This window comes from Agrobacterium larrymoorei (assembly GCF_005145045.1).
Taxonomy (GTDB): Bacteria; Pseudomonadota; Alphaproteobacteria; order Rhizobiales; family Rhizobiaceae; genus Agrobacterium; species Agrobacterium larrymoorei.
The window spans coordinates 325,769-348,624 of the sequence record NZ_CP039692.1; the positions used below are offsets into that span (position 1 = coordinate 325,769).

A 22,856-nucleotide genomic window follows, 5' to 3' on the forward strand; every position below is an offset into this window, starting at 1 on the left:
AGCCCGAGGATGACGTCGAGTTTGGAGAAGGGCTTGTATTCGCCTTCAGAAATGGCGGGTGAGTTGCTTGGACCCGGCTTTTTTTATGCGGAAACTGCAATATGTCCGAACAGCTTAACCTTCTGGAAGCGCGTGCCATTGGCAAGTCCTTCCTCGGTATCACGGCCCTCGACAATGTCGATTTTTCGCTTCGCGCGGGCGAAGTTCATGCGCTGCTTGGTGAAAACGGTGCAGGCAAATCCACTCTCATCAAGATTTTGACCGGCGTCTATAATCGCGACCGCGGCACGATCCGGCTGGAAGGCGATGAAATTTCCCCGGCGAATGTGGGCGAAGCGCAGATGCTCGGCATCGGCACCGTCTATCAGGAGGTCAATCTTCTCGAGAACCTGACTGTCGCAGAAAACCTTTTCCTCGGCCGCCAGCCGCGCCGCTTCGGCCTTATCGACAAGCGTACCATGCGTGCAGAGGCGCAGAAACTTCTAGGCCGTTACGGCCTCTCCATAGATGTGGATGCTCTGCTTTCCAGCTATTCGGTGGCGATCCGCCAGATCATTGCAATCGCCCGTGCCGTCGATCTTTCCGGCAAGGTGCTTGTTCTCGATGAGCCGACCGCGAGCCTCGATGCCCACGAAGTCGAGATGCTTTTCGCCGTGCTGAAACAGTTGCGCGCGGAAGGTCTCGGCATCGTCATCATCACCCACTTCCTCAATCAGGTTTACGACATTGCCGACCGCGTAACGGTGCTGCGCAATGGCAAGCTGGTGGGAACACGCAACATTTCCGAGCTTCCGAGAAGCGAGCTTATTTCCATGATGCTCGGTCGCGAATTGCAGAACGTGACGCATAATCGACAGGCGCCGGAAGACGCTGTCGTGGATGGCGCGCCGCCGATCCGTTTTGAAGGCTACGGCAAACGCGGAAGCGTCGAACCTTTCGATCTGGACGTGCGCCCCGGCGAGGTCGTCGGTATCGCGGGCCTACTCGGCTCCGGTCGAACCGAAACCGCCTTCCTGCTTTTCGGCATCGACAAGCCGGAAAGCGGAACGGCGACAATTGACGGCAAGCAAGTCTCCATTCTCTCGCCGGAAGCCGCAATCGATCAGGGCTTCGGCTTCTGTCCGGAAGAGCGGAAAACAGATGGCATCATCGGAGATTTCTCCGTGACCGATAATATTGCGCTTGCCCTTCAAGCGCGGCAGGGCTGGATGAGGCCGATTTCCAAGCGTCAGAAGGCAGCGCTTGCGAATGACTTCATAAAGTCGCTCGATATTCGCCCGGCAGACCCGGAGCGCCCCATCAAGTTTCTCTCCGGCGGCAACCAGCAAAAGGCAATTCTTGCGCGCTGGCTTGCCACGGAACCGCGTCTTCTCATTCTGGACGAACCGACACGCGGTATCGATATCGGCGCCCATGCGGAAATTCTGAAAATGATCGAGCGCCTTTGCCAGCAGGGCATGTCACTGGTCGTCATCTCCTCGGAACTGGAAGAGCTGACAGCCGTGGCGCATCGCGTCATCGTACTCTCCGACCGCAAACATGTAGCCGAACTCAAGGGAAATGACGTGACCGCCGAAAACATCATGCAGGCCATTGCCAATTCCGCACGGACGGAGGCCGCATGATGAAGACCGTCACACTGAGGCTGAAGCGGCTTGCACCGCAAATCATCGCGCTGTTCATCATTCTGGCTGCGATTGCCGCGATTTCGCCCGGCTTCCTCACCGTTTCCCTGCAGAACGGTCGCCTATACGGCAGCCTTATCGATATTCTGGTGCGCGCCGCACCCGTAGCGCTACTGACCATCGGCATGACGCTCGTCATCGCCACTAAAGGTATCGATCTCTCAATCGGCGCGGTCATCGCGATCTGCGGTGCGGTTGCGGCAACCCTTATCAGCAATGGCCACTCGATCCCTGTCGTGATTGCCGTTTCGCTGGCTGTCGGTATCGCCTGCGGCATATGGAACGGCATTCTGGTGGCGCTTCTCGATATCCAGCCGATCATCGCCACGCTTATTCTCATGGTTGCCGGGCGCGGTATTGCCCAGCTCATCACCGAAGGCGTGATCCTGACCTTTAACAATGACAGCTTTGCCGCACTCGGCTCAGGTTCCTTTGCAGGCATTCCGCTACCGGTCGTCATCTGGGTTTTGACTGCGCTCATCATCGGTACGCTCGTGCGCAAATCTGCGCTCGGCTTCCTCATCGAAGCCACCGGCATAAACCGCCGGGCGGCGGCGCTGGCAGGTGTGCGTGCACGCTTTCTTCTTTTCTTCGTCTACGCCGTTTCCGGTCTCTGCGCCGCCGTCGCGGGCATGATCGTTACCGCCGATATTCGCGGCGCGGATGCGAACAATGCCGGGTTATGGCTCGAACTCGACGCCATTCTGGCGGTCGTCATCGGCGGCACATCGCTCAATGGCGGGCGTTTCTCGATCACCGCATCTCTCATCGGCGCACTTATCATCCAGACCATCAATACCGGCATTCTGGTTTCTGGCTTCCCGCCGGAATTCAATCTCATCATCAAGGCAGGCATCATCATCGTCGTGCTGACCCTTCAGTCGCCCGCCCTGATGACGCTCGTCGGGTTTGCAAAATCATCCAGACGTCAGGCCGCAATTCCGCCAGCGCAGACAATCAAGAAAGAGGGAACGGCGCGATGATCCATACCCGCAACCTTCCCTTCCTCACCACGCTGGCCATCTTCATCGTCGCCTATGCGCTCTGCGTCTGGCAGTATCCGGCGATGTTTTCGACACGGGTGATCGGCAATCTGCTGACGGATAATGCCTTTCTGGGCATCGCAGCCGTCGGCATGACATTCGTCATTCTTTCAGGCGGAATAGACCTTTCAATCGGCTCCGTCATTGCCTTCACCAGCGTTTTCACGGCCGTTCTGGTCGGCTCTTATGGCGTCAATCCATTGCTGGCCTTTGCGGCAGCCCTTCTCATCGCGACGATTTTCGGTTGCCTGATGGGCGCGATGATCCACTTCCTGACCATTCCGCCTTTCGTGGTGACGCTTGCGGGCATGTTCCTTGCGCGCGGAGCGGCCTATCTCATTTCGACGGAATCCGTGCCGATCTCCCACCCGGTCATCGATGCTATACAGGGTTTTTATTTTCGCTTTCCAGGCGGCGGTCGGCTCACAGCGCTCGCCATTCTGATGCTGATCGTTTTTGGCGTCGGGATGCTTGTGGCCGCCCGCACGCGGTTTGGCGCCAATGTTTATGCGCTTGGTGGAAACCAGCAATCTGCGGAACTGATGGGCGTGCCGATTGGACCGACGACGATTGGCATTTATGCGCTCTCCGGCTTTCTGTCGGGCCTCGCCGGTATCGTTTACACGCTCTACACCTCTTCCGGTTACTCGCTTGCGACAGTCGGTGTGGAGCTGGATGCGATTGCAGCGGTGGTCATCGGCGGCACCCTGTTGACGGGTGGCACCGGCCTTGTTGCGGGCACCTTCGTCGGCATTCTCATTCAGGGTCTTATCCAGACCTACATCGTTTTCGAGGGCACGTTGTCCTCATGGTGGACGAAAATCGTTATAGGCGTACTGCTCTTCGTGTTCATCGTGTTGCAACGCACCATCATTTGGTATTCAAACAGGAGGCTTGGCGGAGCTCATCCGGCCTAGCTGGAAGTAAGGGAGGCGATTTTTGGGGCTGCTGGAAAACACGATTACCGGACGGAAACGTCGCAGCAGCCATGCTCATGTTGTGGCCGAACTGGGCAGCGCCATCGTATCGGGCAGCATACCGGAAGGCTCGCTGCTTCCCAATGATGCGGAGCTTTCTCTGCGTTTCGGCGTATCGAGAACCGTTCTGCGCGAGACGATGAAGACGCTTGCGGCAAAGCGCCTTGTCGAGCCGAAAGCCAAGGTGGGAACCCGCGTTCTCGACAAATCCAGCTGGAACTTCTTTGACCCGGACGTGCTGGGCTGGCGTTGCGATGCGGGGATCGATCCTGAATTCATCGAGCATCTGGCCGAAATTCGACTCGCGCTGGAGCCTGCCGCAGCCGCTGCTGCCGCGCGTCAGGCATCGCATGAGGATATCGTTTCTCTCTACGTGATTGCCGCCAAATTCGACAACGTCAATCACACGCCGGAAAGCATCGCGAAGGTCGATCTCGAGTTTCACCTTGCCGTTGCGCGCATCTCAGGCAACCCCTTCATGCGCTCTGCAAGCGGGCTGATCGAAGCGGCGCTCGCCATCTCCTTCAAGCTCTCCTCGCCCGCCTCCGCGCCGGAAACGATCTCGGAAATCGCCTCCAATCACCTGCGCATCGTCCACGCCATTGCCGCGCGCGATGAGGATGCGGCGGTGAAATCCATGCGCCATGTCATCGAAGTCGGCAAGGAACGCACGCGGGGCGCGGTTCGCCAGCCCTAAGCGTGATCTTACCCGACCGCTCAATGGAAGTTACGGCCCTTGATGGTGATGTGCTCTTCAGCCCCATCATCCGCAATAAGCGCATTGCGCTTCTTCAGCGTTCGATGATCCTCCGGCACCCCGCGATGAAATTCGTCACCTCGTCCATGAGGCAGCGGGAACGGCTTTTCCCGTTCACCCACGCTTTTCAGAATATCGGATAGATCGGTGATGCGGTGCGCTACCAGATGCACCACCTCTCCCTCCCGCTGGATCTTGCCATAGATGCCCACCATGCTGGCCCCCAGCAATGCGCGCCGATATTTCTCGAAGGTCTTCGACCACACAACGGCATTGGCAATGCCTGTTTCGTCCTCCATGGTCACGAAGATAACCCCCTTGGCCGAACCGGGGCGTTGACGCACTAGTACGAGGCCAGCCGCTTCAACCCATCCTCCATCCCTCGTTTTGGTTGCCTGCTCGCAGGTAACGATGCGTTTTTGCGCAAGATCATGGCGCAGGAAGGCCATGGGATGCTGGCGCAGGGTCAATCCCGTATGACCGTAATCCTGCACCACCTCGCCTCCCGCCGTCATCGGGCGCAGCATGACTTCAGGCTCGTTCAACTCCTCGATGGTCCGCTGCTGCTCACGCGCTGCCGCGGCAAAGAGCGGCAATGGCTCATCCCGCAACGCCTTGATCGCCCAAAGCGCCTGTCGTCGCGAAAGCCCCAGCGACGGCAGAAAAGCATCCGCCTCCGCCAGACAAACCAGCGCCGCCACAGGAACCCCCGCCCGCTGCCACAGGTCATCGATAGAAACGAAAGGGCTTTCCTCCCGGCAGGCTATGATATCGCCAGCCTTCTCGTTCGACAGGCCTTTGACGAGACACATGCCAAGCCGAACCGCCCCACGCTCCCTCACCACGTCCTCCAGCGTGCAATCCCAACGGCTTGAATTGACACAGACAGGCCGCACTTCGACACCATGATCCCGCGCATCGCGCACGATCTGCGCAGGCGCATAAAAACCCATAGGCTGGGAATTGAGCAGCGCCGCACAAAACACATCGGGGTGGTGGCATTTGACCCAAGCGGAGGCGTAAGCGATCAGTGCGAAAGAGGCGGCATGGCTTTCGGGGAAGCCATAGCTGCCGAAGCCTTTAATTTGCTCAAAAAGTCGCTTTGCAAACTCCTCTGGAAACCCATTTTCAATGAGACCACTGACCAACTGCTTCTCAAATCCAGCAATCGTTCCGACATTTTTAAATGTCGCCATTGCGCGTCTTAGCTGATCTGCCTCATTCGGTGTGAACCCTGCGCAATCGATGGCCAGGCGCATCGCATGCTCCTGAAAAAGCGGGACGCCAAGCGTCTTATACAGGACTTTTTCGAGCGCCGGATGCTCGTATTCGATTGTCTTGCCTTGCGCTTTTTCCGCACGCCGTTTGAGGTAGGGATGCACCATGTTTCCCTGAATAGGACCGGGTCGGACAATAGCCACCTGAATGACGAGGTCATATAATTCACGAGGCCTCAACCGCGGCAGCATGGACATCTGCGCCCGGCTTTCGATCTGGAATGTGCCAATCGTATCGGCCTTGCAGATCATGTCGTAGGTCGGAGAATCCTTCTGTGGTATCGCGGCCAGGTCTAGCCTTTTACCCTTGTGCTCCTCGATCAAATCGAATGCCCGCCGCATGCAGGACAGCATGCCAAGCGCTAAGCAATCCATTTTCATAAACTGGACTGTCTCGATGTCATCCTTGTCCCATTCGATAATCCGTCTTTCATCCATGGCGGCTGGCAGAATAGGAACAAGCTCATCCAGCCGGTCATGCGTCAGCACGAAACCACCCGGATGCTGGCTGTGATGGCGGGGCGTGCCGATGAGTTGCTTTGCCAGATCGAAAGCCAAGCGCACTCTGCGATCGTTTAGATTGATATTGAGCTCAGTTGCCTGTTTTTCGCCAACGCCTTCGGTCCACCACCAAATTTGCGAGGCCATGAGCTTGGTCAGGTCTTCCGGTAGCCCCAAAACCTTTCCAACATCGCGAATGGCGCCCTTGCCACGATAACAGCTAATGACAGAGCAAAGCGCCGCCTTGTCATATCCATAATTTTTGTAAATCCATTGGATGATTTCTTCGCGGCGCTGATGTTCGAAATCCACGTCTATATCAGGCGGCTCGTCGCGATCTTCAGAAACGAAGCGCTCGAAAAGCAGGTCGCTTTCATTGGGGTCGATGGCGGTAATGCCCAGGACATAACAGACGGCGGAATTCGCTGCCGATCCCCTGCCCTGACAGAGAATTTCCATTTCCCGAGCCTTACGCACGATCCTGTTGACGGTCAAAAAATATGGCGCGTATTCCTTCTTGGCGATAATCGCCAACTCATGTTGAAGGATATTCTTTACCTTCTCTGGCAGGCCATTGGGATATCGCACCGGCACCTCATCCCAGACGTATTTCTCCAAAGCCTCCTGCGCACTCAGGCCCGGCACTTGGCGCTCGTCAGGATACTGATATTTTAGTTCCTTCAGAGAAAATTTGCACCGTTTCATAATCTCCAGCGTTCGTCTTAACGCTTCAGGATAGGCGGAAAACAGCCGATGCATTTCCTGTGGTGGCTTAAGATACCGGTCCGCGTGGCGCTCCCGCTTGAACCCGGCATCATCGATGGTGCAATTGTGGCGGATGCAGGTGACGACATCTTGCAACATGCGTCGGTCAGGCTCATGAAACAGGACGTCATTGGTAACGACAGTCGGAACGCCTAAACGTTGCGCCATTTGCGACAACTCATGCAGACGCAAGTGATCATTGGGACGACGGCGAAGACTCATTGCCACATAAGCACGGTCTCCGAAATCCGCCTTCAATCGCCCCAACCGGATGGACAGTCCGTCATCGAGCATATCAGGCAACAGAACAACCAGAAGCCCTTCTCCGTATGCAACCAGATCGCTCCACTTGAGATCGCATTTCCCCTTCTTCAAATCCTTTTTGCCAAAGGTCAGCAACTTGCATAGGCGGCCATAAGCGGCTCTGTCTGTGGGGTAGACCAGCACGGAAATATCGTCCTGCAAGTCAAGACGGCAGCCAACGACAAGACGCATCTGATGCTTTTCGGCGGCCTGAAAGGCACGGGGTATTCCCGTCAAGCAATTTCGATCCACAATCCCAAGCGCTTCGATGCCCAGCGCCTTGGCCTGCGCAAACAGTTCCTCGCAAGAGCTTGCCCCACGCAGAAAGGAGAAATGCGATGTAACCTGAAGTTCGGCGTAGCGGACGGTTTCGCTCATCCGAACAATCCGTGCATGAACCAGTTGAGCGATCCGGTTTCGGTGTGTTCGCCATCACCGGAGCGGAATATCCAGAAGCGTTCGCCATTTTCGTTTTCCACGCGGAAATAATCGCGCACGGCGGCCAATTCGCGGTCGCGTTTCCACCACTCTCCGAAAACCCGCTCGGGCCCATCGGCTCTTTTGACGGTGTGGCGGATGCCGCGCCAAATGAAGCTTCTGGGTGGGTGGTCTGGAAGGAGTGCTACGGTCTGGATCGGCTCCGGCTTGAAGAGAAGCCGCACCGGACGCGGCCAGTGATCCGGCCATTCAAGATCATCCGGCACAGCCTCAGCCGGAATTTTCTGCACCGAACGTTCCGGCACATCGCTTTGAACGGCGGCATAACGATAAACCTTGTGGCCGCGGTTGATGATCACATCGACAGCCTCGCCGATATCGGCTTTCGCCTCCTCCAGAAGCGTGGTTCGGGCCTGCCCTGCCACAAGCGTTTCGGCATGGGTGGCCGTCAGCGTCATCTTCTCGATACCGAAGCCGGGATCGATCGTGTCGATCCGGTCGGTGAGAAGCCGCGTCAGTTGCTTGATGTCGCGCGCAGGCTTGGACGTGCCCGCCCGGATGGCCTGCAAACCGCTATCGACGCGATGAAGAACGAGATCGACGCGGCGCGCGCCAAGACCACGTTTTTCCAAATCCAGGCAAAGCTTTTCCACCAGCATCCTCGTGTATTTCGCAATGGTTTCCGCAGCCCCGATGGGTTCTGGGAAAAACCTCTTTACCTCAACAAGTTCAGCAACGCGGATAGGCTCTATCGGCTCGGACAAGGAGCCATGGGCCTGATCCAGCCTGCGGCCGATCTCAGGTCCGAAGCGAAGCGTCAAAGGTGCGCGCGGCGCAGATGCCAGTTCCCCAATGCTCTTGAAACCCAGCACCTTCAAATCGCCGACCAGACGCGCATCCAGCCGCAAAGCGGCAAGCGGCAAAGGAGCAAGAGCGGGGGCGACACTTCCCCGCGGCAGCACCGTCACCGCACCGCGCCCGAAGCGAGCCAGCGCATGGGCAGCCCCCCAGCTTTCGGCAATGGCGGCACGGGCAGTGAAGCCAAGGCCATGCAGACGGTTGACCATGCCCTTCAGCATCATCGTTTCGTTTCCGTGCAGATGGTCGGCCCCGGTCGTGTCCAGCACCAACCCATCATCCGGGTCCGGCGCGACGATGGGGGCGTAGATGCGCAGAAACCAGAAGGCCAGTTCGCGCAGGGCCTTTGCATCCTCCGCAGGCTTCAGGTCTTCAACGATGAGGTTCGGTATAAGCGCCTGCGCCTTGCTGGCAGGCATGCCAAGGCGCAGACCCGCTTTCAGCGCAGCAACATCCAGTGCCGCGATGACGCGGCGGCTGCCCTGCCGGGCGATCATGATGACGGGGCGATCAACCGACGGCGCCTGGACGCCAAGTGTCCTGCGATATCGATCCGTCTGCCATGTCGGCAGGTAAAGCGAGACGACCCTTTGCATCACAGGCTTCCACTTCCAGTTCAAATGGTTCAGCGCCACGGGCGCGCAAAAGCTCCATGTTCCAGCGAGACCGCCCCACCCCTCGCACCGGCAAGGGAGACGAAGGCCGCACGGAAATGCGCCAGCGAGTAACGGCGGCAGTCGGCTGGCCGAAATCCACAGCACCAGAGGGATGACGCCAGCGGCGAAGCGCAAGTGCGGCGACGCCCGATGTCTCCGCTGTCAATTGAAGACGGCGCGACATATTCATGGGCAGCTTCGAGACTTCTCCCACCACGGCCCCAAAGCCATTGCAGCGAAGCCCTTCCTCGAAGCAATCCAGCACGCCTTTTTCATCCCGGCATTCAACGATGATCAGCCTGTTTTGCGAAAGCCCGGCCTGCGTCAGCGCTGGCATGAAAAGATCTGGCCGGGTAACGCACCAGAGTATCTTTCCCTTTAACCGCGCCGCGATACCGGCACAGAACAGCGCGGAGGCCGCGCCATCCACGACGCCGTTTCCCCCACCGCTTACCTCATGCAAGCTGCCAAGTTTCAGCCCCCCACCAGGCAGATGGTCATCGATGGCCGGAAGACCGAAAGGCAGAGTCTCCTGCTGTCTGGCAGGACCCTGAGTGATCCTCTCCAGTCTTTCCCGCAATTCCTCCACGACAAGCTGTTCGGCGCGTTTCTGCATGACACGAAACTTTTAAGAGCATTCCACGCTAAAAATCTTATGTTCACTTTTTGTTCCAATTTTAGGAAAGAGTCAACAAGCCAAAGGCAGACTCCTGTGGAGAGTCTGAAAATTGATGCGCCTTAACGTTCAGCCAGTGGCCGCAAGGAAATGCCGGGCGAAAAAGCCCCTGCCCTGACGGGCCTGCGAACGGGAAGAGACAGCTTTCCGGCGGCGTAGAAAAGAAGGAAGGAGCCAATCTGGTACGCGAAGATGATATCGATTTCCACGAAGGAGCGCACCACGAACAGGGCGCAGAGTGCAAACAATATCAGGGCCTGCGGATCCTGATTGCGCGCCAGCACTGAGCGCAGATGTCCCAGCAGCGTGCCGTAAAGCACCATGGCGAGCAGGAAGAGGCCCACGAAGCCATTCTCCACCACCACCTCGATATAGGTGTTGTGAAAGTGGAAACCGCTGCGGCCCGTAATGAAGAAATCGTCCCACAGGCGTTCTGCATCGAAGAAGCCCGGCACCCAGAAGCCCTGATAGCCGACGCCGAAAATAGGCGCCCGCTTGGCGGCTTCGATGCCGTTCTGCCAGAGATAGGTACGGCCAGTCAGCGTCGTATCCTTGCCGAACACGCCAAGGATCGCGTCCAGCAGACCAAATTGCAGGGCGGCTACGATAAAAATGGCTCCGACACCGACGAGGGCAAAGAACAGCATTTTTCTGTTGCCCGGCGCCAGCAGCCAGAGCGGCAGGAAACCGACGACCATGGCCACGACGGCAGCCGTGGTGATGACGGATGTTGCCGATTGGGAGGCAAGCAGGCTGTAAGCCGAAATCAGGCCAGTCACGCCCGCAATGGGAAGCCAGATGCCGCGCTGGCGCAAGACCAGAACGGATGCGGCGGCAAACAGCACGCCGAGAGAGGCATAAAAGCCCAGCTGGTTCTTGGAAGAGAACGCGCCCACGAAGCTCGTCGTGCCATCCAGCGCATCGAAAAGATAAGTGCCGAACAACAGCGAATAGAGCAGAACGACGATGATGCCGAGCAGCGCGCCGCGTGTGAGCGTGGTTATGGAAATGACGCGCATGGCAATCAGCGCGCAGACGATATGCGTCATGTACTGGATAGACGCACGCATGGTAACGGACATGGCGTCCGACCAGAAGCTGGATAGCACGGCGAGTATGCCGAAAGCGAAAATCCAGAGATAGCGGACATAGTTGCCCAGCACCCGGCGGTAATCCACCAGCACCAGCGGAAACCAGACAGCGTAATAGGCAAGGACCGAGACCTGACCGAACTTCGATGAATAAGCGAAGACGAAGAACGACAGCGCAACTGCCGCCGTTCCGTAAAGCCCGTTTCTTTCAGGATCGATCAGTGCCGATTTCGCAATCCGCATGATTGCCTCACTGCATCAGCACTTCTGAGGAAACCTTCACCACGTCGCCCGGCAAGAGCGCGGTGTTCTCATCCACCTTCACTTCCTTGGACTGCCCATTGTCTTCACGCACCACAACGTAGGAAATCGAGGCGGATTTGCCGGATGGATCGAAGCGAAGCGCTTCTGCAGACTGGGCCAGTGCTTCGGACATGAGCTCGCGGCTGGTGGAAAGCTGAAGATTCAGCTTCTGCAATTCGGCCTGCGTATCCTGCAATTCCTTGGAGCGCTGGGCTTCCCAATCATTGCGCAGGTTGATCTCGTCCTGCTGTGCCTTGTTGATATCCTGCTTGGCGCGCAGCGCGTTGGTGTCGATATCCAGAAGCGTGGATTCCACCTCTGCCGCACGCTCTTCAGCAGAGATACGGCGCTGGGCCAAGGCAAGGCCCTGCTCGTTCAGACGATTGACCTTTTCACGGTCCTCGTTGGCAATTTCCAGCTGGCGCTGCTGTGTCTCGGATTTCTTCTTCAGGGACTCGACTTCCGACTCCAGAAGGTCCCGAAGGTCCTTAAGTGCTTTGAGCTGAAGCGTGTAACGCTCTGTGCGAGACTTCATCAAGGCGCTTTCGCTTTCCAGCAGTGCATCGATGTTGACGACCTTTTCCATTTCGGGCGTCTTCTTGATGTCCTCAGCACCGACCACTTCCGCCTGAAGGCGGGCCTGGCGGGCCAGCAGACGTCCGCGCTGGTCATCATAAACGGCAGCATCGCCACGCGCATTGATGAAATCCTTGGCAAAACGCTGACCGGCATCCGAACGTCGCAGGCCGCCAGCAAGGCTCACAGCCTTCAGCACGGTCATGTTCGGCGCATAAGGATATTCACCCGGCGTCTGCACATCGCCCGTCAGGAAGACAGGGCGGAACTGCGCAACCTCGACGGAGGCGGACGGCAGATTGCGAAGAGCAAACTTGCTCTGAAGCTGCGCGCCGATCTGCTCTCCCACTTCGCCCGCCGTCTTTCCGGCAACATCCAGCTGACCGATGAAGGGCAACGACAAGGTGCCGGAGGGGCCGACCGAGTAATCACCGTTGATCACATCCCAGTTGCGGATCGTGCCATCGGCGGGCTGCCATTCGGCAACGCGAATGCGCAGCTTGTCGGCAGTGCCTAGACGATACTGCGCGTCCTGCGCCAGCGCCTGAAGCGGAGCCGTAAGGGCAAGAGCCGTGGCAACAGCCAAGGCAGGAACTTTGCGCCACAAATTGTTAGGGGAAAAATCGGCGGCGATGCCAACCATATGAAACTCCGTTTTTATGGCTGTGAAAAACAGCCTGTTTGCGACCGGACTTGATCCGGTCGCAAACGCCGCTTGGGACGGCGTCAAATATTCCGCGTAGAAACGCTGAAAGCCTGTTTTGGTTCAATAGCTGCCGCGAGACATGCAGACGGCAGGCACGGTCTTCACGATGATGGAGATGTCTTTCATCATCGACCAGTTCTGAACATAGTGCGTGTCGAAATCGACGCGGGCCTTGTAGGACACGTCATTACGACCGCTGATCTGCCACAGGCCGGTCAGGCCAGGGCGAGTGCTCAGGTAATACTGAGCGGCATTTTCATAGTAGTTCAGTTCCTCATCCACAACGGGGCGAGGACCAACCACACTCATTTCACCACGAATGATATTAATGAGCTGCGGCAGTTCATCAAGGCTGAGCTTGCGAAGCACACTGCCGACAGCCGTGACACGAGGGTCACTCTTCAGCTTGCGCGTTGCACGCCATTCATCGGCAGCTTCCGGGTCGGAAGCCAGATACTGCTTAAGCACCTCATCGCCATTCATGACCATCGTACGGAATTTCAGGCAATGAAATGTACGGCCATTATAGCCAATGCGGCGATGGCCATAAAAGGCCGGTCCCTTATCAGACAATTTGACGAGGGCCATAATCATCAAAAAAATCGGGCTAAGCACGAGGAGCGCAAGCACAGCCGACGTTACGTCGAAACTGCGTTTTGCGATGCCTCCAATCGGAAAGCTCACATCAAACTCTTCAGAGCCACTAAGCGGCGAAACAGCCGATCGAGTCGCGGACTTCATAGAGAGGACTCCATTTATGTTTTGCGATAGGTCGGTACCCGTTGGGCGCGTCATTCCGGCTATCATGAGATACCAAGTCTGTGGTCGGAATTTGGTGCTTTTGAATTTTTTGTGAGGCAGCGTTATCGGGCGTCGCCTTTATCGCTCAACCCAAATTCTCACAAAAGCTTTCGATCCAATATTGGGAGGCGCATAAAAAAGAAACAAACCGACAGATAGCCATGCGCGTTTCGCATGGGTAGCCATATCAGTGTATTCGCAGATGAAGTATAGTTGGCATATTCTTATGGTGTGCTTTTAATTCATAAGATCGAGACGCAAACAGGGCGTGATATACACTATAAATAAGCGATAATTCTTTTTGTGCACCGCAACAAATTTGTGGCGGCGCACATACAAAAAGTTAAAAAGTGGAATGAAATTTGTGGAGAAAAATTAATCTTGAGCCAATAATTGAGGGGAAAGGGCAGTGAAACTGGCTCAAAGGTGGCCCAAATAAGGCAAGAATGTGGCAAATCGATCTGATTCCCGTTCTGCCGCTTCAAAGCCCGACGCTTCTGACCCTCCCCCGAAGGCCTGTATACGCTCTACAAAAAAGCATTGATGAATATCTGCAGGCAGAATTTGCCCAATTTTGTAGACTTCTGCACGATATACTTCCATCCGGCTAAGAATTAGCATTTGGTAAATAACCGCCAAAACAGCACCCGCTCGCCCGTAATAAGGCTTCCAGCCATGCACCTGTCCGGGCGAAAACGCCAAAAAAAGACCGGCACGTCATGCGACGCACCGGCCTCTGTTCGTTCAATTGTCGAGTGGATCAGGCAGCCTGACGCTCGTGGCGACCTTCTTCTACTTCCTCAACAATCTTCGCGACGAAGGCTTCCAGATCATCCGGGTTACGCGATGTAACGATGCCCTTATCGCAAACGACCTTCTCATCCTTCCAGATGCCACCGGCGTTTTTCACGTCGGTCTTGATCGAGCCGTAGGACGTTACTTCGCGACCGCGGACCGCATCGGCCTCGACCAGAAGCCATGGAGCATGACAGATTGCGGCGACGATCTTGCCGGATTTGACGAATTCCTTGACGACGCGCATTGCCTCTTCATCGGTTCTCAGCACATCCGGGTTGATCTGGCCGCCGGGAAGCACCAGCGCATCGAAATCTTCGATCCGCACATCCTTGGCCAAAAGATCGACCTTGATCGAGTCGCCCCAGTTCTTTTCGTCCCAGCTCTTGATCTCTCCATCCTTGATGGAAGCGATCTTTACGTCCGCGCCTTTACGCTTCAGCTCATCATAAGGAACACGAAGTTCGGAGCGTTCATAACCGTCTGTCGCAAGAATAACGATTTTTGCAGAGTTGATAGCCGTCATAGCTGTCTCCTTTCATGGGTGGGATTGATTGAAGATGGGAGGTAATCAGGCTTGCTGGTCGGAGTTTACGGAAGGCAGAAAGAACTCGACGTCCTCCCGTTTTTCCTTGTCCAGCGTCGCGATATGTTCCTGCCAGAAACTTTCCGCCTCTTGCGGTTCGTTGTCGTACTGGCGGACAAAAGTCTTGTTGTCATCGATCATGACCTGGCGGGTACCGCCGAGGAGCATGTATTCTTCCGCAAGCTTCCGCGTTTCGGTCTTTTCCATGTCCAAACCTCCTTGGCAGGTGTGAGGCGGAGGCGGCCGGATGGATAAGAAGCTCGTCTGCCACTTCGTTGGCCATCGGGAGAAAACGGAAAAATCCCGATGTTCTTCAGCACCATCGCGTCCGTTTGACACGGCGCGTCTCCTGCCAACCCAACGAGGTCGGATGGCAATGGTTCCTGAAAAATTAAGGGGAGATGAACGGGAACAATCAGCGCCCAAGCGCTTCAATCTGCCCCATAAGCCGTTTCGCGGTTAGAAGGGAAACACCCGTCGCCATGATCATTTGCGGCAAGATCAGCCATTCCAGCATCCATGCCGCACCTGAGCGCTCCTGCTCATGAACCATGGAATTGTGAAGGGCGGAAAGCTGGGTTGCGTTGAAGCGGGCAAGCGTGACCAGCGTTTCGGCAGCCACAGGATTTTGCTTGTGCGGCATGGCGGAAGACCCACCACCGCCGGACATGCGGATATCGTCGCCAATCTCAGCCAGCAACGCGATGTCCTGACCGAATTTGCCGAGCGTCCCCGTAATCATCGAAACCAGATTGCCAATCTCCGCCAGATAATCCCTCTGGCTTTGCCATTGCGGCGTATCGGAGAGACCTAGTTTTTCAGCGAGCTTCGCTCTGACCGAAGCACCCTTGTCACCCAGTTTTTCCAAGGTGCCAGCGGCCCCGCCGAATTGGAGTGGGAATCCATGCTGTTCCAGCTGCTCCAATCGCTGTTGATGCCGCTTGATGGGCAGAAGCCAACTGTCGATACGTTCGCCTGCCTTGATCGGGATCGCGGCTTGCATTCTGGTATAGCCCATCATCGACCTGGCAGCATCTCGTGCCTTTAACTGCTCAAGCAACTGGATGATCTGCGTGGTACGGGATTTGAGAAGCCCCATTGCACTCTTCAGCCGCAGTATGAGGCTGGTGTCGATGACATCCTGGCTCGTTGCGCCGAAGTGAACTTTCGCCGCAGCCTCTCCCGTCACCGCAGCGCGCAATTGCCGAACCAGTTCCGGCACAATCACGCCGTCTTTAGCCACACCATCCCGAAGCGCGGAATGATCAAGCACGGCATTTTCAATGCCGCTCCTGATCGCACCCGCCGCCTCCCCCGTAATCACCCCTAATGCCGCTTCCGCTTCAGCCAGAGCGATTTCAAAGCGCAGCATGGCTTCGATATCCGCTTCGGCTGAAAAAAGGGCGGCCAGCTCTTCATCGCCAAAAAGGCCGCTCAGATAGGGATGCTGAAAAGGGGTGATGCTCATGGATGCTCTCAAATATCGAAAAAGACCGTTTCGTTCTCACCTTGCAGGTGAATATCGAAACGATAATTGCTCCCCTCTTCCTTGGTCGCGATCAGTGTTGCCAGCCGAACCTTGTGTTCCACCCGCGCGAGGATGGGATCGGTTGCATTGGCATCCTGCTCTTCAGGAAAATACATGCGGGTATGGAGCCCGATATTGATGCCGCGCGCAACGATCCAGAAGGTGACGTGTGGCGCCATCAAGACACCCGCCTTGAACGGAACCTTGCCGGGCTTGATGGTGTGGAACACGAATTCGCCCGTATCCATATCTCCCGGCGAACGGCCCCAGCCGAAGAATTTGGGATCGGCATCACCTCGCGTTTCGCTCGGGCTATTATAAAGCCCCTCCGCATCCGCCTGCCAGATTTCAACGAGAGCATCCTTCAACGCGTTGCCGCCGCCGTCGTAAACCGTGCCACGAATGGTGATCTTCTCACCCTTCACGCCCTCTTCATAAAGTGCGCCGGAACCGAGATCTTCCGCAAAGACGCCGTGGATACCGACGAAATTGGGTGTGCAGCCGATGTGGACGTAAGGACCAGCGGTCTGAGACGCGCTTTCCTTCAGGTAATCGAGCGATTGGGACATATCAGTTCCCCTCCATGCGGTTCTCGAACAGGGTGGAGCGACGACCGCGCAGAACGATATCGAATTTGTAGGCGCGCATATCCATCGGAATGGTCGAGTTCATGTCGAGAGCAGCGACGAGACGCTCGATGGCACCCTTGTCTGGAATGGTTTTGACGATGGGACACATCCAGATCATCGGATCGCCCTCGAAATACATCTGCGTAATCAGCCGCTGCGAAAAGCCGTGGCCGAAAACCGAGAAATGAATATGCGCGGGCCGCCAGTCATTGACGCCATTCGGCCAGGGATAGGCGCCCGGCTGGATGGTCTTGAACCAGTAATAGCCGTTCTCATCCGTAATGGTGCGCCCCACCCCGCCGAAATTCGGATCGACTGCCGCGAGATAGGTTTCCTTCTTGTGGCGATACCGACCACCGGCATTCGCCTGCCAGAATTCCACCAGCGCCCCTTCCACTCCCTTTCCGCGCTCATCCAGCACCCGCCCGTGTACGAGGATGCGTGGGCCGATGGGCATTTCGCCGGGCCGCGCATAATTGAGGATGAGATCGTTATCGAGCGGGTTCAACATGCCGTGCCCGAAGACCGGGCCGGTAATCTCGCTCTTCGTTCCTTCCAGCGAAATCAATGCCCGCTGCGGTGAACGCAGAACCGACGTCTTGTAGCCGGGCGCAAAAGCCGGCGGATGAATGCTGCGATCTCTGGCAAAAAAGGGACCGGTTTCGGGCGGCTTGTTCGTCATTTCTTCTCCTCCTCAGGCGAATGAGCGGTGCGCATTTCTGCAAGCGCGCTTTTCGCAATCTTGAATGCGTGGTTCGCAGCAGGCACCCCGGCATAAATTGCAACATGCATCAGTGCTTCGCGAATGTCTTCCTCCGTGGCGCCCGTATTGGCCGTCGCGCGCACATGCATGGCCACCTCTTCATCATGGCCGAGTGCGGCCAGCAGCGCGATGGTGACCATGGAACGCTCCCGCTTGGTCCATTGCGAGCCAGACCAGACCGTGCCCCATGCGGATTCGGTGATGAGGCGCTGAAACGGCTGATCGAATGGCGTGGAGGCCGCCTGGGCGCGATCCACATGGGCATTGCCCAAAACCTCACGGCGCGTCCTCATGCCGGTTTCGAAGCGATCCATCTTCTGGTTTTCATCAGCCAAGGCTAGACCCCTCCGGCAAGGTTTTCAGGAAAGAGCGAACGGTTGCCGCATAGGCTTCGGGCTGCTCCAGACAGGGAATGTGGCCACAGGCTTCCACGATTGCGAACTGGCTGTTCGGGATGAGTGCCGCAAGTTCACGGACAAGATCGGGCGGTGTGGATCCATCACCATCGCCTGCGACACAAAGCGTCGGCACGGCGATTCGGCCAGCCGCTCCGGTGAAATCCGCATCTCGAATGGCTGCACAGGTTGCCGCATAGCCACGCGCATCCTGCCGCGCCAACATGGTTCGGGCACCAGCATAAAGAAGATTATCCGGTGTGCGGAAGGCCGGTGTGAACCAGCGCTCCATGACGGGCTCAATTAACGGCGCGAGACCTTCGCGCTCGATCTTGCCGATCCGCTCGTTCCACATGTCGGCTGAGCCGATCTTGTGAGCCGTGTTGCTGAGAACAAGCGCTCGAACCAAATCCCGCCGCTTCGCATAAAGGCTCTGCGCAATAAGCCCACCGACCGACAGGCCCCAGATGATGGCGTGCCGAACGGAAAGATGATCCAGCAATGCCGCCAGATCATCGGCATGGGCTTCTATAGTATGAGTGGTTCCGACCTCCGACAGCCCATGCCCGCGCTTGTCGTGAAGCACATATGCATAGTCATCACCCAGCGCCTGCATCACAAACTCCCAGATACGGAAATCCGTACCCAGTGAATTGATGAAGACAATGACGGGCTTGTCGCTGTCGAGACCGATGGCGCGGTAATGAATGGTGCAGTTGCCTACTGGCAGAAATTGCATGTGGGAATTCCTCCTGCAAATGATATTGCCCAAACGGAATGGTTAAGTAAAATAAGAAAATATGCTGATCATATAACTTATGGATTATGCTTTAGATGATCGACGCCCGGATCAAGTTTCGGCACTTTCAGACATTTCTCGAAGTCGCACGCCGGAAAAGTGTCGTTCGCGCTGCCGAGATTCTCAACGTCAGCCAGCCCGCCGTTACGAAGACCATCCGTGAGCTAGAAGAGGTGCTCGGCGTCACGCTGTTCGAGCGGGACGGTCGCGGCATCAAACTCAGCCGATATGGTGAGGTGTTCCTGAAGCACGCGGGCGCAACGATGATGGCGTTGCGGCAGGCAGTCGATTCCGTGTCGCTGGACCCGGCAAGAACCGGAACGCCGATCCGGATCGGCGCTCTGCCCACGGTCTCAGTCCGTATCATGCCGGATGCGATGTCGGCCTTTCTCGGCGAAAACACCAACAGCACCGTCAAGATCGTGACGGGCGAGAATGCTGTTCTTTTGGAGCAACTGCGCATCGGCGATCTCGATCTCGTCGTTGGGCGTCTTGCAGCACCTGACAAGATGACCGGCTTTTCCTTCGAGCATCTCTATTCGGAAAAAGTGCGCTTCGTGGTCCGCGCCGGTCATCCACTGCTCGATTTCGGCGGTTCGGCTTTCGAGCGACTGCATGAGTTTCCGGTGCTGACGCCGACTCGCAATTCGGTCATCGGGCCCGTGGTCGACCAATATCTCCTTGCCCACGGCGTACCGCCGCTGCCCGTTCGTATCGAAACCGTGTCCGATGCTTTCGGGAGAGCCTTCGTCAGAAGCAGTGATGCCATCTGGATCATTTCCGAAGGGGTGGTGGCAGCGGATATCGAGGACGGAACGCTTGCGACGCTTCCCCTCGATACGAGCGACACCAGCGGCCCGGTTGGGCTCACGATGAGAGCGGATATCCAGCCATCGCTACCGCTACTCCTCCTGATGCAGACCATTCGGGAGACCGCACAGCGGCTTTCCGCTGCACCAGTTTAATAGGGCAGACCGACATAGTTTTCCGCAAGTGACGTGGAGGCCGCGCGTGAATGCACGAGGTAGTCGAGCTCTGCCTCCTGAATGCGCTGGCCAAAATCACCCGTATCGGGAAAACGATGCATCATCGTCGTCATCCACCATGAGAAGCGCACGGCCTTCCAGACGCGCGCGAGCGCCAGCACCGAGTATTGGTCGAGTGCCGCTTCGGATCGACCATTGTAATATTCGATCAGGGCAGAGCTCAGATAATGCACATCGCTTGCAGCAAGGTTGAGACCCTTCGCGCCTGTCGGCGGCACGATATGGGCTGCGTCTCCGGCAAGGAACAGCCGCCCGAAACGCATGGGCTCGGCAACAAATGAGCGAAGAGGCGCAATCGATTTTTCGAAGGACGGGCCCGTTACCAGCGCTTCTGCATGATGCGCTGGAAGACGGCTCCTTAACTCATCCCAGAACCGCTCATCACTCCAGTTCTCCACCTTCTCATCCAGATTACACTGAACGTAATACCGGCTTCGCGTTTCGGAGCGCATCGAGCAGAGAGCAAAGCCGCGAGGATGGTTAGCGTAAATCAGTTCATGCGAGACTGGCGGGACGTCCGCAAGGACACCAAGCCAGCCGAACGGATAGACGCGCTCGAATTCCTTGATAGCGCTCTTGGGGATGGACTTGCGGCTGACACCGTGAAAGCCATCGCAGCCTGCGATGAAATCGAAATCTATTCTGCTGGTTACGCCATCTTTCTCATAAAGAACATATGGCCTTTCACGTTCAACATCATGAAGCTCGATATGCGTGACATCGTAAAGAGTAACCGCACCTGCTGCCTCCCTTGCATCCATCAGGTCATGGGTCACTTCGGTTTGCCCATACACCATCACACGTTTTCCGCCGGTCAATTCGTGCAGATCGATGCGGTGATCTCTGCCGTCGAAGGCCAGCGAAAAGCCGTCATGCGGCATTCCTTCGCGGTGCAGCCTCTGTGCCACGCCTGCCTTTTCAAGCAGATGCACCGTGCCTTCCTCAAGCACGCCAGCACGCACCCTAGCGAGAATATGCGCCTTGCTGGCCCGATCAAGGATCACGGTATCGATGCCTTGCTTTGCCAGCAACTGACCGAGCAGCAAACCGGCTGGGCCGGATCCTATGATAACGACCTGAGTGCGCATGAAGTCCTCCCTAACTTTTCTCCCGTCAGCAAAGTGAACTGCGCAAGCCGCATCCTCAATGGACATTTCCGCGTCGAGATTGCACTATCCGAACATCGGAAGAACCAAGGGTTTTCGGATGGCTCGATTGATGGAAGACCGGCTCTATGGAGAAAAGGGCGCCGAAGGAGGCAGTTTCCGCTTCCATTGCGAAACGCTATTTTCCCGCAGCAGCCTGCATAGGTTCGAGATCGGTCGACACAGGCATGAGAGTTTCCTGCAGATTCTCTACATCGCAGGCGGCACCGGCGATGCTATTCTGGGGGCGGATATCAGACCAATCGAACCGCCCGCAATCGCTATCGTCCCTCCGGGCTTCGAGCACGGCTTTCGCTTTTCCCGCGACATAAGCGGCATCGTGATGACCATTATTCCCGACGCACTTTCGCCCTCGGTGCAGGCAATGCTGCGGCAGAACCTGAAGCGGCCCGCTTTGCTTTCTCTTACCAACGCCCCGACTTTCGACGCCATCAGAGCCAGCTGTGAAATCGTGGCAGAGGAATATACAAGCAGGAAAAGCGGATGGGATGCCTTGGTGGAAGCCCACATCTGCCAGCTTATCGTTCACCTCTCTAGAACGATCTCCGCGTCTTCGGAACGAACACCGATAGATACTCAGGACGAGCGCATTCAGACGTTACTCGACCTTATCATTCGCAACATCAGGGAGCCGAAATCCGCCGATTACTACGCAGCCGAACTCGGCGTTTCGCCCACGCATCTCAACCGCATCGTGAAACGTCACTGGGGCACAAGCCTCCAGAGATTGATCGCGAGACAACAGATCGAGAACGCGAAGCACGAATTGCTGTTTACCTTTTCTTCCGTGAGAATGGTGGCAGCCAGCATGGGCTTCAACGATCCTGCCTATTTCTCCCGCTTCTTCCTCAAGGAAACCGGCATGACACCCAAGGCCTGGCGGCTTGCTGAGCAACAGAAACTGTCGCCCTCCCCTTCACATCAAGCCAGCATCTTGGAAAGCTCCGCCTGAACATTCAGGAGAGCAGGCAGATAACGCTCTGCAAGGTCTTCCATGGAGACGGCAGTTGCGGGCAGACCAACATTCAGGGCCGCCACCGTGAACCTGTGAACATTCTTTAAAGGAACGGCAATGGATCGAAGGCCCATTTCAACTTCCTGATCGATAAGCGCGTAACCGCGCTCCCGCGTTCGGAGCAGCTCTTCGTTCAGAACTTCCCTATTGGTGATCGTATACTCAGTCCTTGCTTCCAGCACCGTTTCAGAAAGGACTTGCTGCCATTGCTCTTCGCTCAGCGCCGCCAGCAACACCCGCCCCATAGATGTACAATAGGCGGGAAGCCGTGATCCCGGCATTAATGCAATGGACATGACACGGCGCTGTGAAGCGCGCGCGACATAGACAATTTCGGTTTCATCCAGAATGGAGACGGATGTGCTTTGCCCAATGTCTTCGGACAGGCGATCCAGCAGCGGCTGGACGATCCGCGGTAACGGCATGGTGGCAAGGCAACCCGTGCCGAGCCTCAGAACTTTCGGTGTGACCGTGAAGAACTTGCCGTCATAGGCGGCGTATCCCAGTTCGGAAAGAGTGAGCAGGCATCGCCTTGCTGTTGCCCTGTCGAGACCCGCAACCTCCGCTGCCTCAGAGATAGACAGCTTGGGGCGCTCGGCGCTGAAGGCCTCGATGATCCGCAGGCCCTTCGCAAGACCGCCCATCACGTCCCTTTCCTTCATCCTCGCCTCCTGATTTGTGCGATAATCGAACAAAAATCATATATCGCACAAATGACTTG

21 protein-coding genes are annotated in these 22,856 nt (G+C 56.7%); 6 read left to right on the forward strand and 15 right to left on the reverse strand.

Going from position 1 to position 22,856, the window contains the following annotated elements; translation table 11 throughout:
* The first annotated feature begins 101 nt into the window (after positions 1 to 101).
* From CFBP5473_RS15805 to CFBP5473_RS15820, 4 genes are read left to right on the forward strand one after another with little or no spacing between them, the layout of a single operon-like run.
* Entirely contained in the window at positions 102 to 1,625 is a 1,524-nt protein-coding gene (locus tag CFBP5473_RS15805; RefSeq protein WP_027676110.1) for a sugar ABC transporter ATP-binding protein, read from the forward strand.
* Positions 1,625 to 2,668 (forward strand): ABC transporter permease, encoded by a 1,044-nt coding sequence (locus CFBP5473_RS15810; RefSeq protein WP_084631704.1) that lies wholly within the window; start codon positions 1,625 to 1,627, stop codon positions 2,666 to 2,668. Before CFBP5473_RS15805 ends, CFBP5473_RS15810 begins: the two co-directional genes overlap by 1 nt.
* A complete protein-coding gene (gene yjfF / locus CFBP5473_RS15815) occupies positions 2,665 to 3,645 on the forward strand; it encodes a galactofuranose ABC transporter, permease protein YjfF (protein ID WP_084631705.1) in 981 nt (326 codons plus the stop codon). The genes CFBP5473_RS15810 and yjfF overlap by 4 nt, the downstream gene beginning before the upstream one ends.
* A gap of 22 nt (positions 3,646 to 3,667) precedes the next feature.
* Positions 3,668 to 4,402 (forward strand): FadR/GntR family transcriptional regulator, encoded by a 735-nt coding sequence (locus CFBP5473_RS15820; RefSeq protein WP_027676113.1) that lies wholly within the window; start codon positions 3,668 to 3,670, stop codon positions 4,400 to 4,402.
* A gap of 20 nt (positions 4,403 to 4,422) precedes the next feature.
* Here CFBP5473_RS15820 and CFBP5473_RS15825 read toward each other — a convergent pair whose 3' ends face one another.
* The 13 genes from CFBP5473_RS15825 to pcaD form a co-directional block, all read right to left on the reverse strand.
* Positions 4,423 to 7,686: an error-prone DNA polymerase gene (locus tag CFBP5473_RS15825; RefSeq protein ID WP_027676114.1), complete on the reverse strand. Its 3,264-nt coding sequence runs from the start codon at positions 7,684 to 7,686 to the stop codon at positions 4,423 to 4,425.
* On the reverse strand, positions 7,683 to 9,200 hold the full coding sequence (locus CFBP5473_RS15830; RefSeq protein WP_027676115.1) for a DUF6504 family protein: 1,518 nt from the start codon (positions 9,198 to 9,200) through the stop codon (positions 7,683 to 7,685). Before CFBP5473_RS15830 ends, CFBP5473_RS15825 begins: the two co-directional genes overlap by 4 nt.
* Positions 9,115 to 9,876, reverse strand: coding sequence for an ImuA family protein (locus tag CFBP5473_RS15835; protein ID WP_027676116.1), 762 nt, complete (start codon positions 9,874 to 9,876; stop codon positions 9,115 to 9,117). The genes CFBP5473_RS15830 and CFBP5473_RS15835 overlap by 86 nt, the downstream gene beginning before the upstream one ends.
* Positions 9,877 to 9,998: 122 nt before the next feature.
* Positions 9,999 to 11,270 (reverse strand): O-antigen ligase family protein, encoded by a 1,272-nt coding sequence (locus tag CFBP5473_RS15840; protein WP_027676117.1) that lies wholly within the window; start codon positions 11,268 to 11,270, stop codon positions 9,999 to 10,001.
* Between the two features lie 7 nt (positions 11,271 to 11,277).
* Entirely contained in the window at positions 11,278 to 12,549 is a 1,272-nt protein-coding gene (locus CFBP5473_RS15845) for a polysaccharide biosynthesis/export family protein (RefSeq protein WP_051441324.1), read from the reverse strand.
* Between the two features lie 123 nt (positions 12,550 to 12,672).
* Positions 12,673 to 13,353, reverse strand: coding sequence for a sugar transferase (locus CFBP5473_RS15850; protein ID WP_027676119.1), 681 nt, complete (start codon positions 13,351 to 13,353; stop codon positions 12,673 to 12,675).
* Between the two features lie 820 nt (positions 13,354 to 14,173).
* Positions 14,174 to 14,734: a DJ-1/PfpI/YhbO family deglycase/protease gene (locus CFBP5473_RS15855; RefSeq protein WP_027676120.1), complete on the reverse strand. Its 561-nt coding sequence runs from the start codon at positions 14,732 to 14,734 to the stop codon at positions 14,174 to 14,176.
* A 45-nt stretch (positions 14,735 to 14,779) separates the two neighbouring features.
* Complete coding sequence (locus CFBP5473_RS15860) at positions 14,780 to 15,001, reverse strand: hypothetical protein (RefSeq protein WP_027676121.1); 222 nt, start codon at positions 14,999 to 15,001, stop codon at positions 14,780 to 14,782.
* Positions 15,002 to 15,209: 208 nt separating this feature from the next.
* Positions 15,210 to 16,262, reverse strand: coding sequence for a 3-carboxy-cis,cis-muconate cycloisomerase (locus CFBP5473_RS15870; RefSeq protein WP_027676122.1), 1,053 nt, complete (start codon positions 16,260 to 16,262; stop codon positions 15,210 to 15,212).
* An 8-nt stretch (positions 16,263 to 16,270) separates the two neighbouring features.
* Complete coding sequence (gene pcaG, locus CFBP5473_RS15875) at positions 16,271 to 16,891, reverse strand: protocatechuate 3,4-dioxygenase subunit alpha (protein WP_027676123.1); 621 nt, start codon at positions 16,889 to 16,891, stop codon at positions 16,271 to 16,273.
* Position 16,892: 1 nt separating this feature from the next.
* On the reverse strand, positions 16,893 to 17,633 hold the full coding sequence (pcaH, locus tag CFBP5473_RS15880; RefSeq protein ID WP_027676124.1) for a protocatechuate 3,4-dioxygenase subunit beta: 741 nt from the start codon (positions 17,631 to 17,633) through the stop codon (positions 16,893 to 16,895).
* Positions 17,630 to 18,049, reverse strand: coding sequence for a 4-carboxymuconolactone decarboxylase (gene pcaC / locus CFBP5473_RS15885; protein ID WP_027676125.1), 420 nt, complete (start codon positions 18,047 to 18,049; stop codon positions 17,630 to 17,632). Before pcaC ends, pcaH begins: the two co-directional genes overlap by 4 nt.
* The gene (gene pcaD / locus CFBP5473_RS15890) at positions 18,042 to 18,848 is read right to left on the reverse strand and encodes a 3-oxoadipate enol-lactonase (protein ID WP_027676126.1); all 807 of its coding nucleotides are present in this window, start codon (positions 18,846 to 18,848) and stop codon (positions 18,042 to 18,044) included. Before pcaD ends, pcaC begins: the two co-directional genes overlap by 8 nt.
* A 95-nt stretch (positions 18,849 to 18,943) precedes the next feature.
* Here pcaD and pcaQ point away from each other — a divergent pair, with 95 nt between their 5' ends.
* Complete coding sequence (gene pcaQ, locus CFBP5473_RS15895) at positions 18,944 to 19,873, forward strand: pca operon transcription factor PcaQ (protein WP_027676127.1); 930 nt, start codon at positions 18,944 to 18,946, stop codon at positions 19,871 to 19,873.
* Here pcaQ and pobA read toward each other — a convergent pair.
* Positions 19,870 to 21,042 (reverse strand): 4-hydroxybenzoate 3-monooxygenase, encoded by a 1,173-nt coding sequence (pobA, locus tag CFBP5473_RS15900; protein ID WP_027676128.1) that lies wholly within the window; start codon positions 21,040 to 21,042, stop codon positions 19,870 to 19,872. The genes pcaQ and pobA overlap by 4 nt on opposite strands.
* 118 nt (positions 21,043 to 21,160) lie before the next feature.
* Here pobA and CFBP5473_RS15905 point away from each other — a divergent pair, with 118 nt between their 5' ends.
* Positions 21,161 to 22,072 (forward strand): helix-turn-helix domain-containing protein, encoded by a 912-nt coding sequence (locus CFBP5473_RS15905; protein ID WP_027676129.1) that lies wholly within the window; start codon positions 21,161 to 21,163, stop codon positions 22,070 to 22,072.
* On the opposite strand, the gene CFBP5473_RS15910 is transcribed toward CFBP5473_RS15905, so the two are convergent.
* The gene (locus CFBP5473_RS15910; RefSeq protein ID WP_037171212.1) at positions 22,042 to 22,797 is read right to left on the reverse strand and encodes an IclR family transcriptional regulator; all 756 of its coding nucleotides are present in this window, start codon (positions 22,795 to 22,797) and stop codon (positions 22,042 to 22,044) included. The genes CFBP5473_RS15905 and CFBP5473_RS15910 overlap by 31 nt on opposite strands.
* Between the last annotated feature and the right edge of the window lie 59 nt (positions 22,798 to 22,856).

Coding starts and splice junctions, on each gene's coding strand:
- CFBP5473_RS15805 (WP_027676110.1), top strand. CDS start 102: ATGTCCGAACAGCTTAACCTTCTGGAAGCGCGTGCCATTGGCAAGTCC.
- CFBP5473_RS15810 (WP_084631704.1), top strand. CDS start 1,625: ATGAAGACCGTCACACTGAGGCTGAAGCGGCTTGCACCGCAAATCATC.
- yjfF (WP_084631705.1), top strand. CDS start 2,665: ATGATCCATACCCGCAACCTTCCCTTCCTCACCACGCTGGCCATCTTC.
- CFBP5473_RS15825 (WP_027676114.1), bottom strand. CDS start 7,686: ATGAGCGAAACCGTCCGCTACGCCGAACTTCAGGTTACATCGCATTTC.
- CFBP5473_RS15830 (WP_027676115.1), bottom strand. CDS start 9,200: ATGCAAAGGGTCGTCTCGCTTTACCTGCCGACATGGCAGACGGATCGA.
- CFBP5473_RS15835 (WP_027676116.1), bottom strand. CDS start 9,876: ATGCAGAAACGCGCCGAACAGCTTGTCGTGGAGGAATTGCGGGAAAGA.
- CFBP5473_RS15840 (WP_027676117.1), bottom strand. CDS start 11,270: ATGCGGATTGCGAAATCGGCACTGATCGATCCTGAAAGAAACGGGCTT.
- CFBP5473_RS15845 (WP_051441324.1), bottom strand. CDS start 12,549: ATGGTTGGCATCGCCGCCGATTTTTCCCCTAACAATTTGTGGCGCAAA.
- CFBP5473_RS15850 (WP_027676119.1), bottom strand. CDS start 13,353: ATGAAGTCCGCGACTCGATCGGCTGTTTCGCCGCTTAGTGGCTCTGAA.
- CFBP5473_RS15855 (WP_027676120.1), bottom strand. CDS start 14,734: ATGACGGCTATCAACTCTGCAAAAATCGTTATTCTTGCGACAGACGGT.
- CFBP5473_RS15860 (WP_027676121.1), bottom strand. CDS start 15,001: ATGGAAAAGACCGAAACGCGGAAGCTTGCGGAAGAATACATGCTCCTC.
- CFBP5473_RS15870 (WP_027676122.1), bottom strand. CDS start 16,262: ATGAGCATCACCCCTTTTCAGCATCCCTATCTGAGCGGCCTTTTTGGC.
- pcaG (WP_027676123.1), bottom strand. CDS start 16,891: ATGTCCCAATCGCTCGATTACCTGAAGGAAAGCGCGTCTCAGACCGCT.
- pcaH (WP_027676124.1), bottom strand. CDS start 17,633: ATGACGAACAAGCCGCCCGAAACCGGTCCCTTTTTTGCCAGAGATCGC.
- pcaD (WP_027676126.1), bottom strand. CDS start 18,848: ATGCAATTTCTGCCAGTAGGCAACTGCACCATTCATTACCGCGCCATC.
- pcaQ (WP_027676127.1), top strand. CDS start 18,944: ATGATCGACGCCCGGATCAAGTTTCGGCACTTTCAGACATTTCTCGAA.
- pobA (WP_027676128.1), bottom strand. CDS start 21,042: ATGCGCACTCAGGTCGTTATCATAGGATCCGGCCCAGCCGGTTTGCTG.
- CFBP5473_RS15905 (WP_027676129.1), top strand. CDS start 21,161: ATGGCTCGATTGATGGAAGACCGGCTCTATGGAGAAAAGGGCGCCGAA.
- CFBP5473_RS15910 (WP_037171212.1), bottom strand. CDS start 22,797: ATGAAGGAAAGGGACGTGATGGGCGGTCTTGCGAAGGGCCTGCGGATC.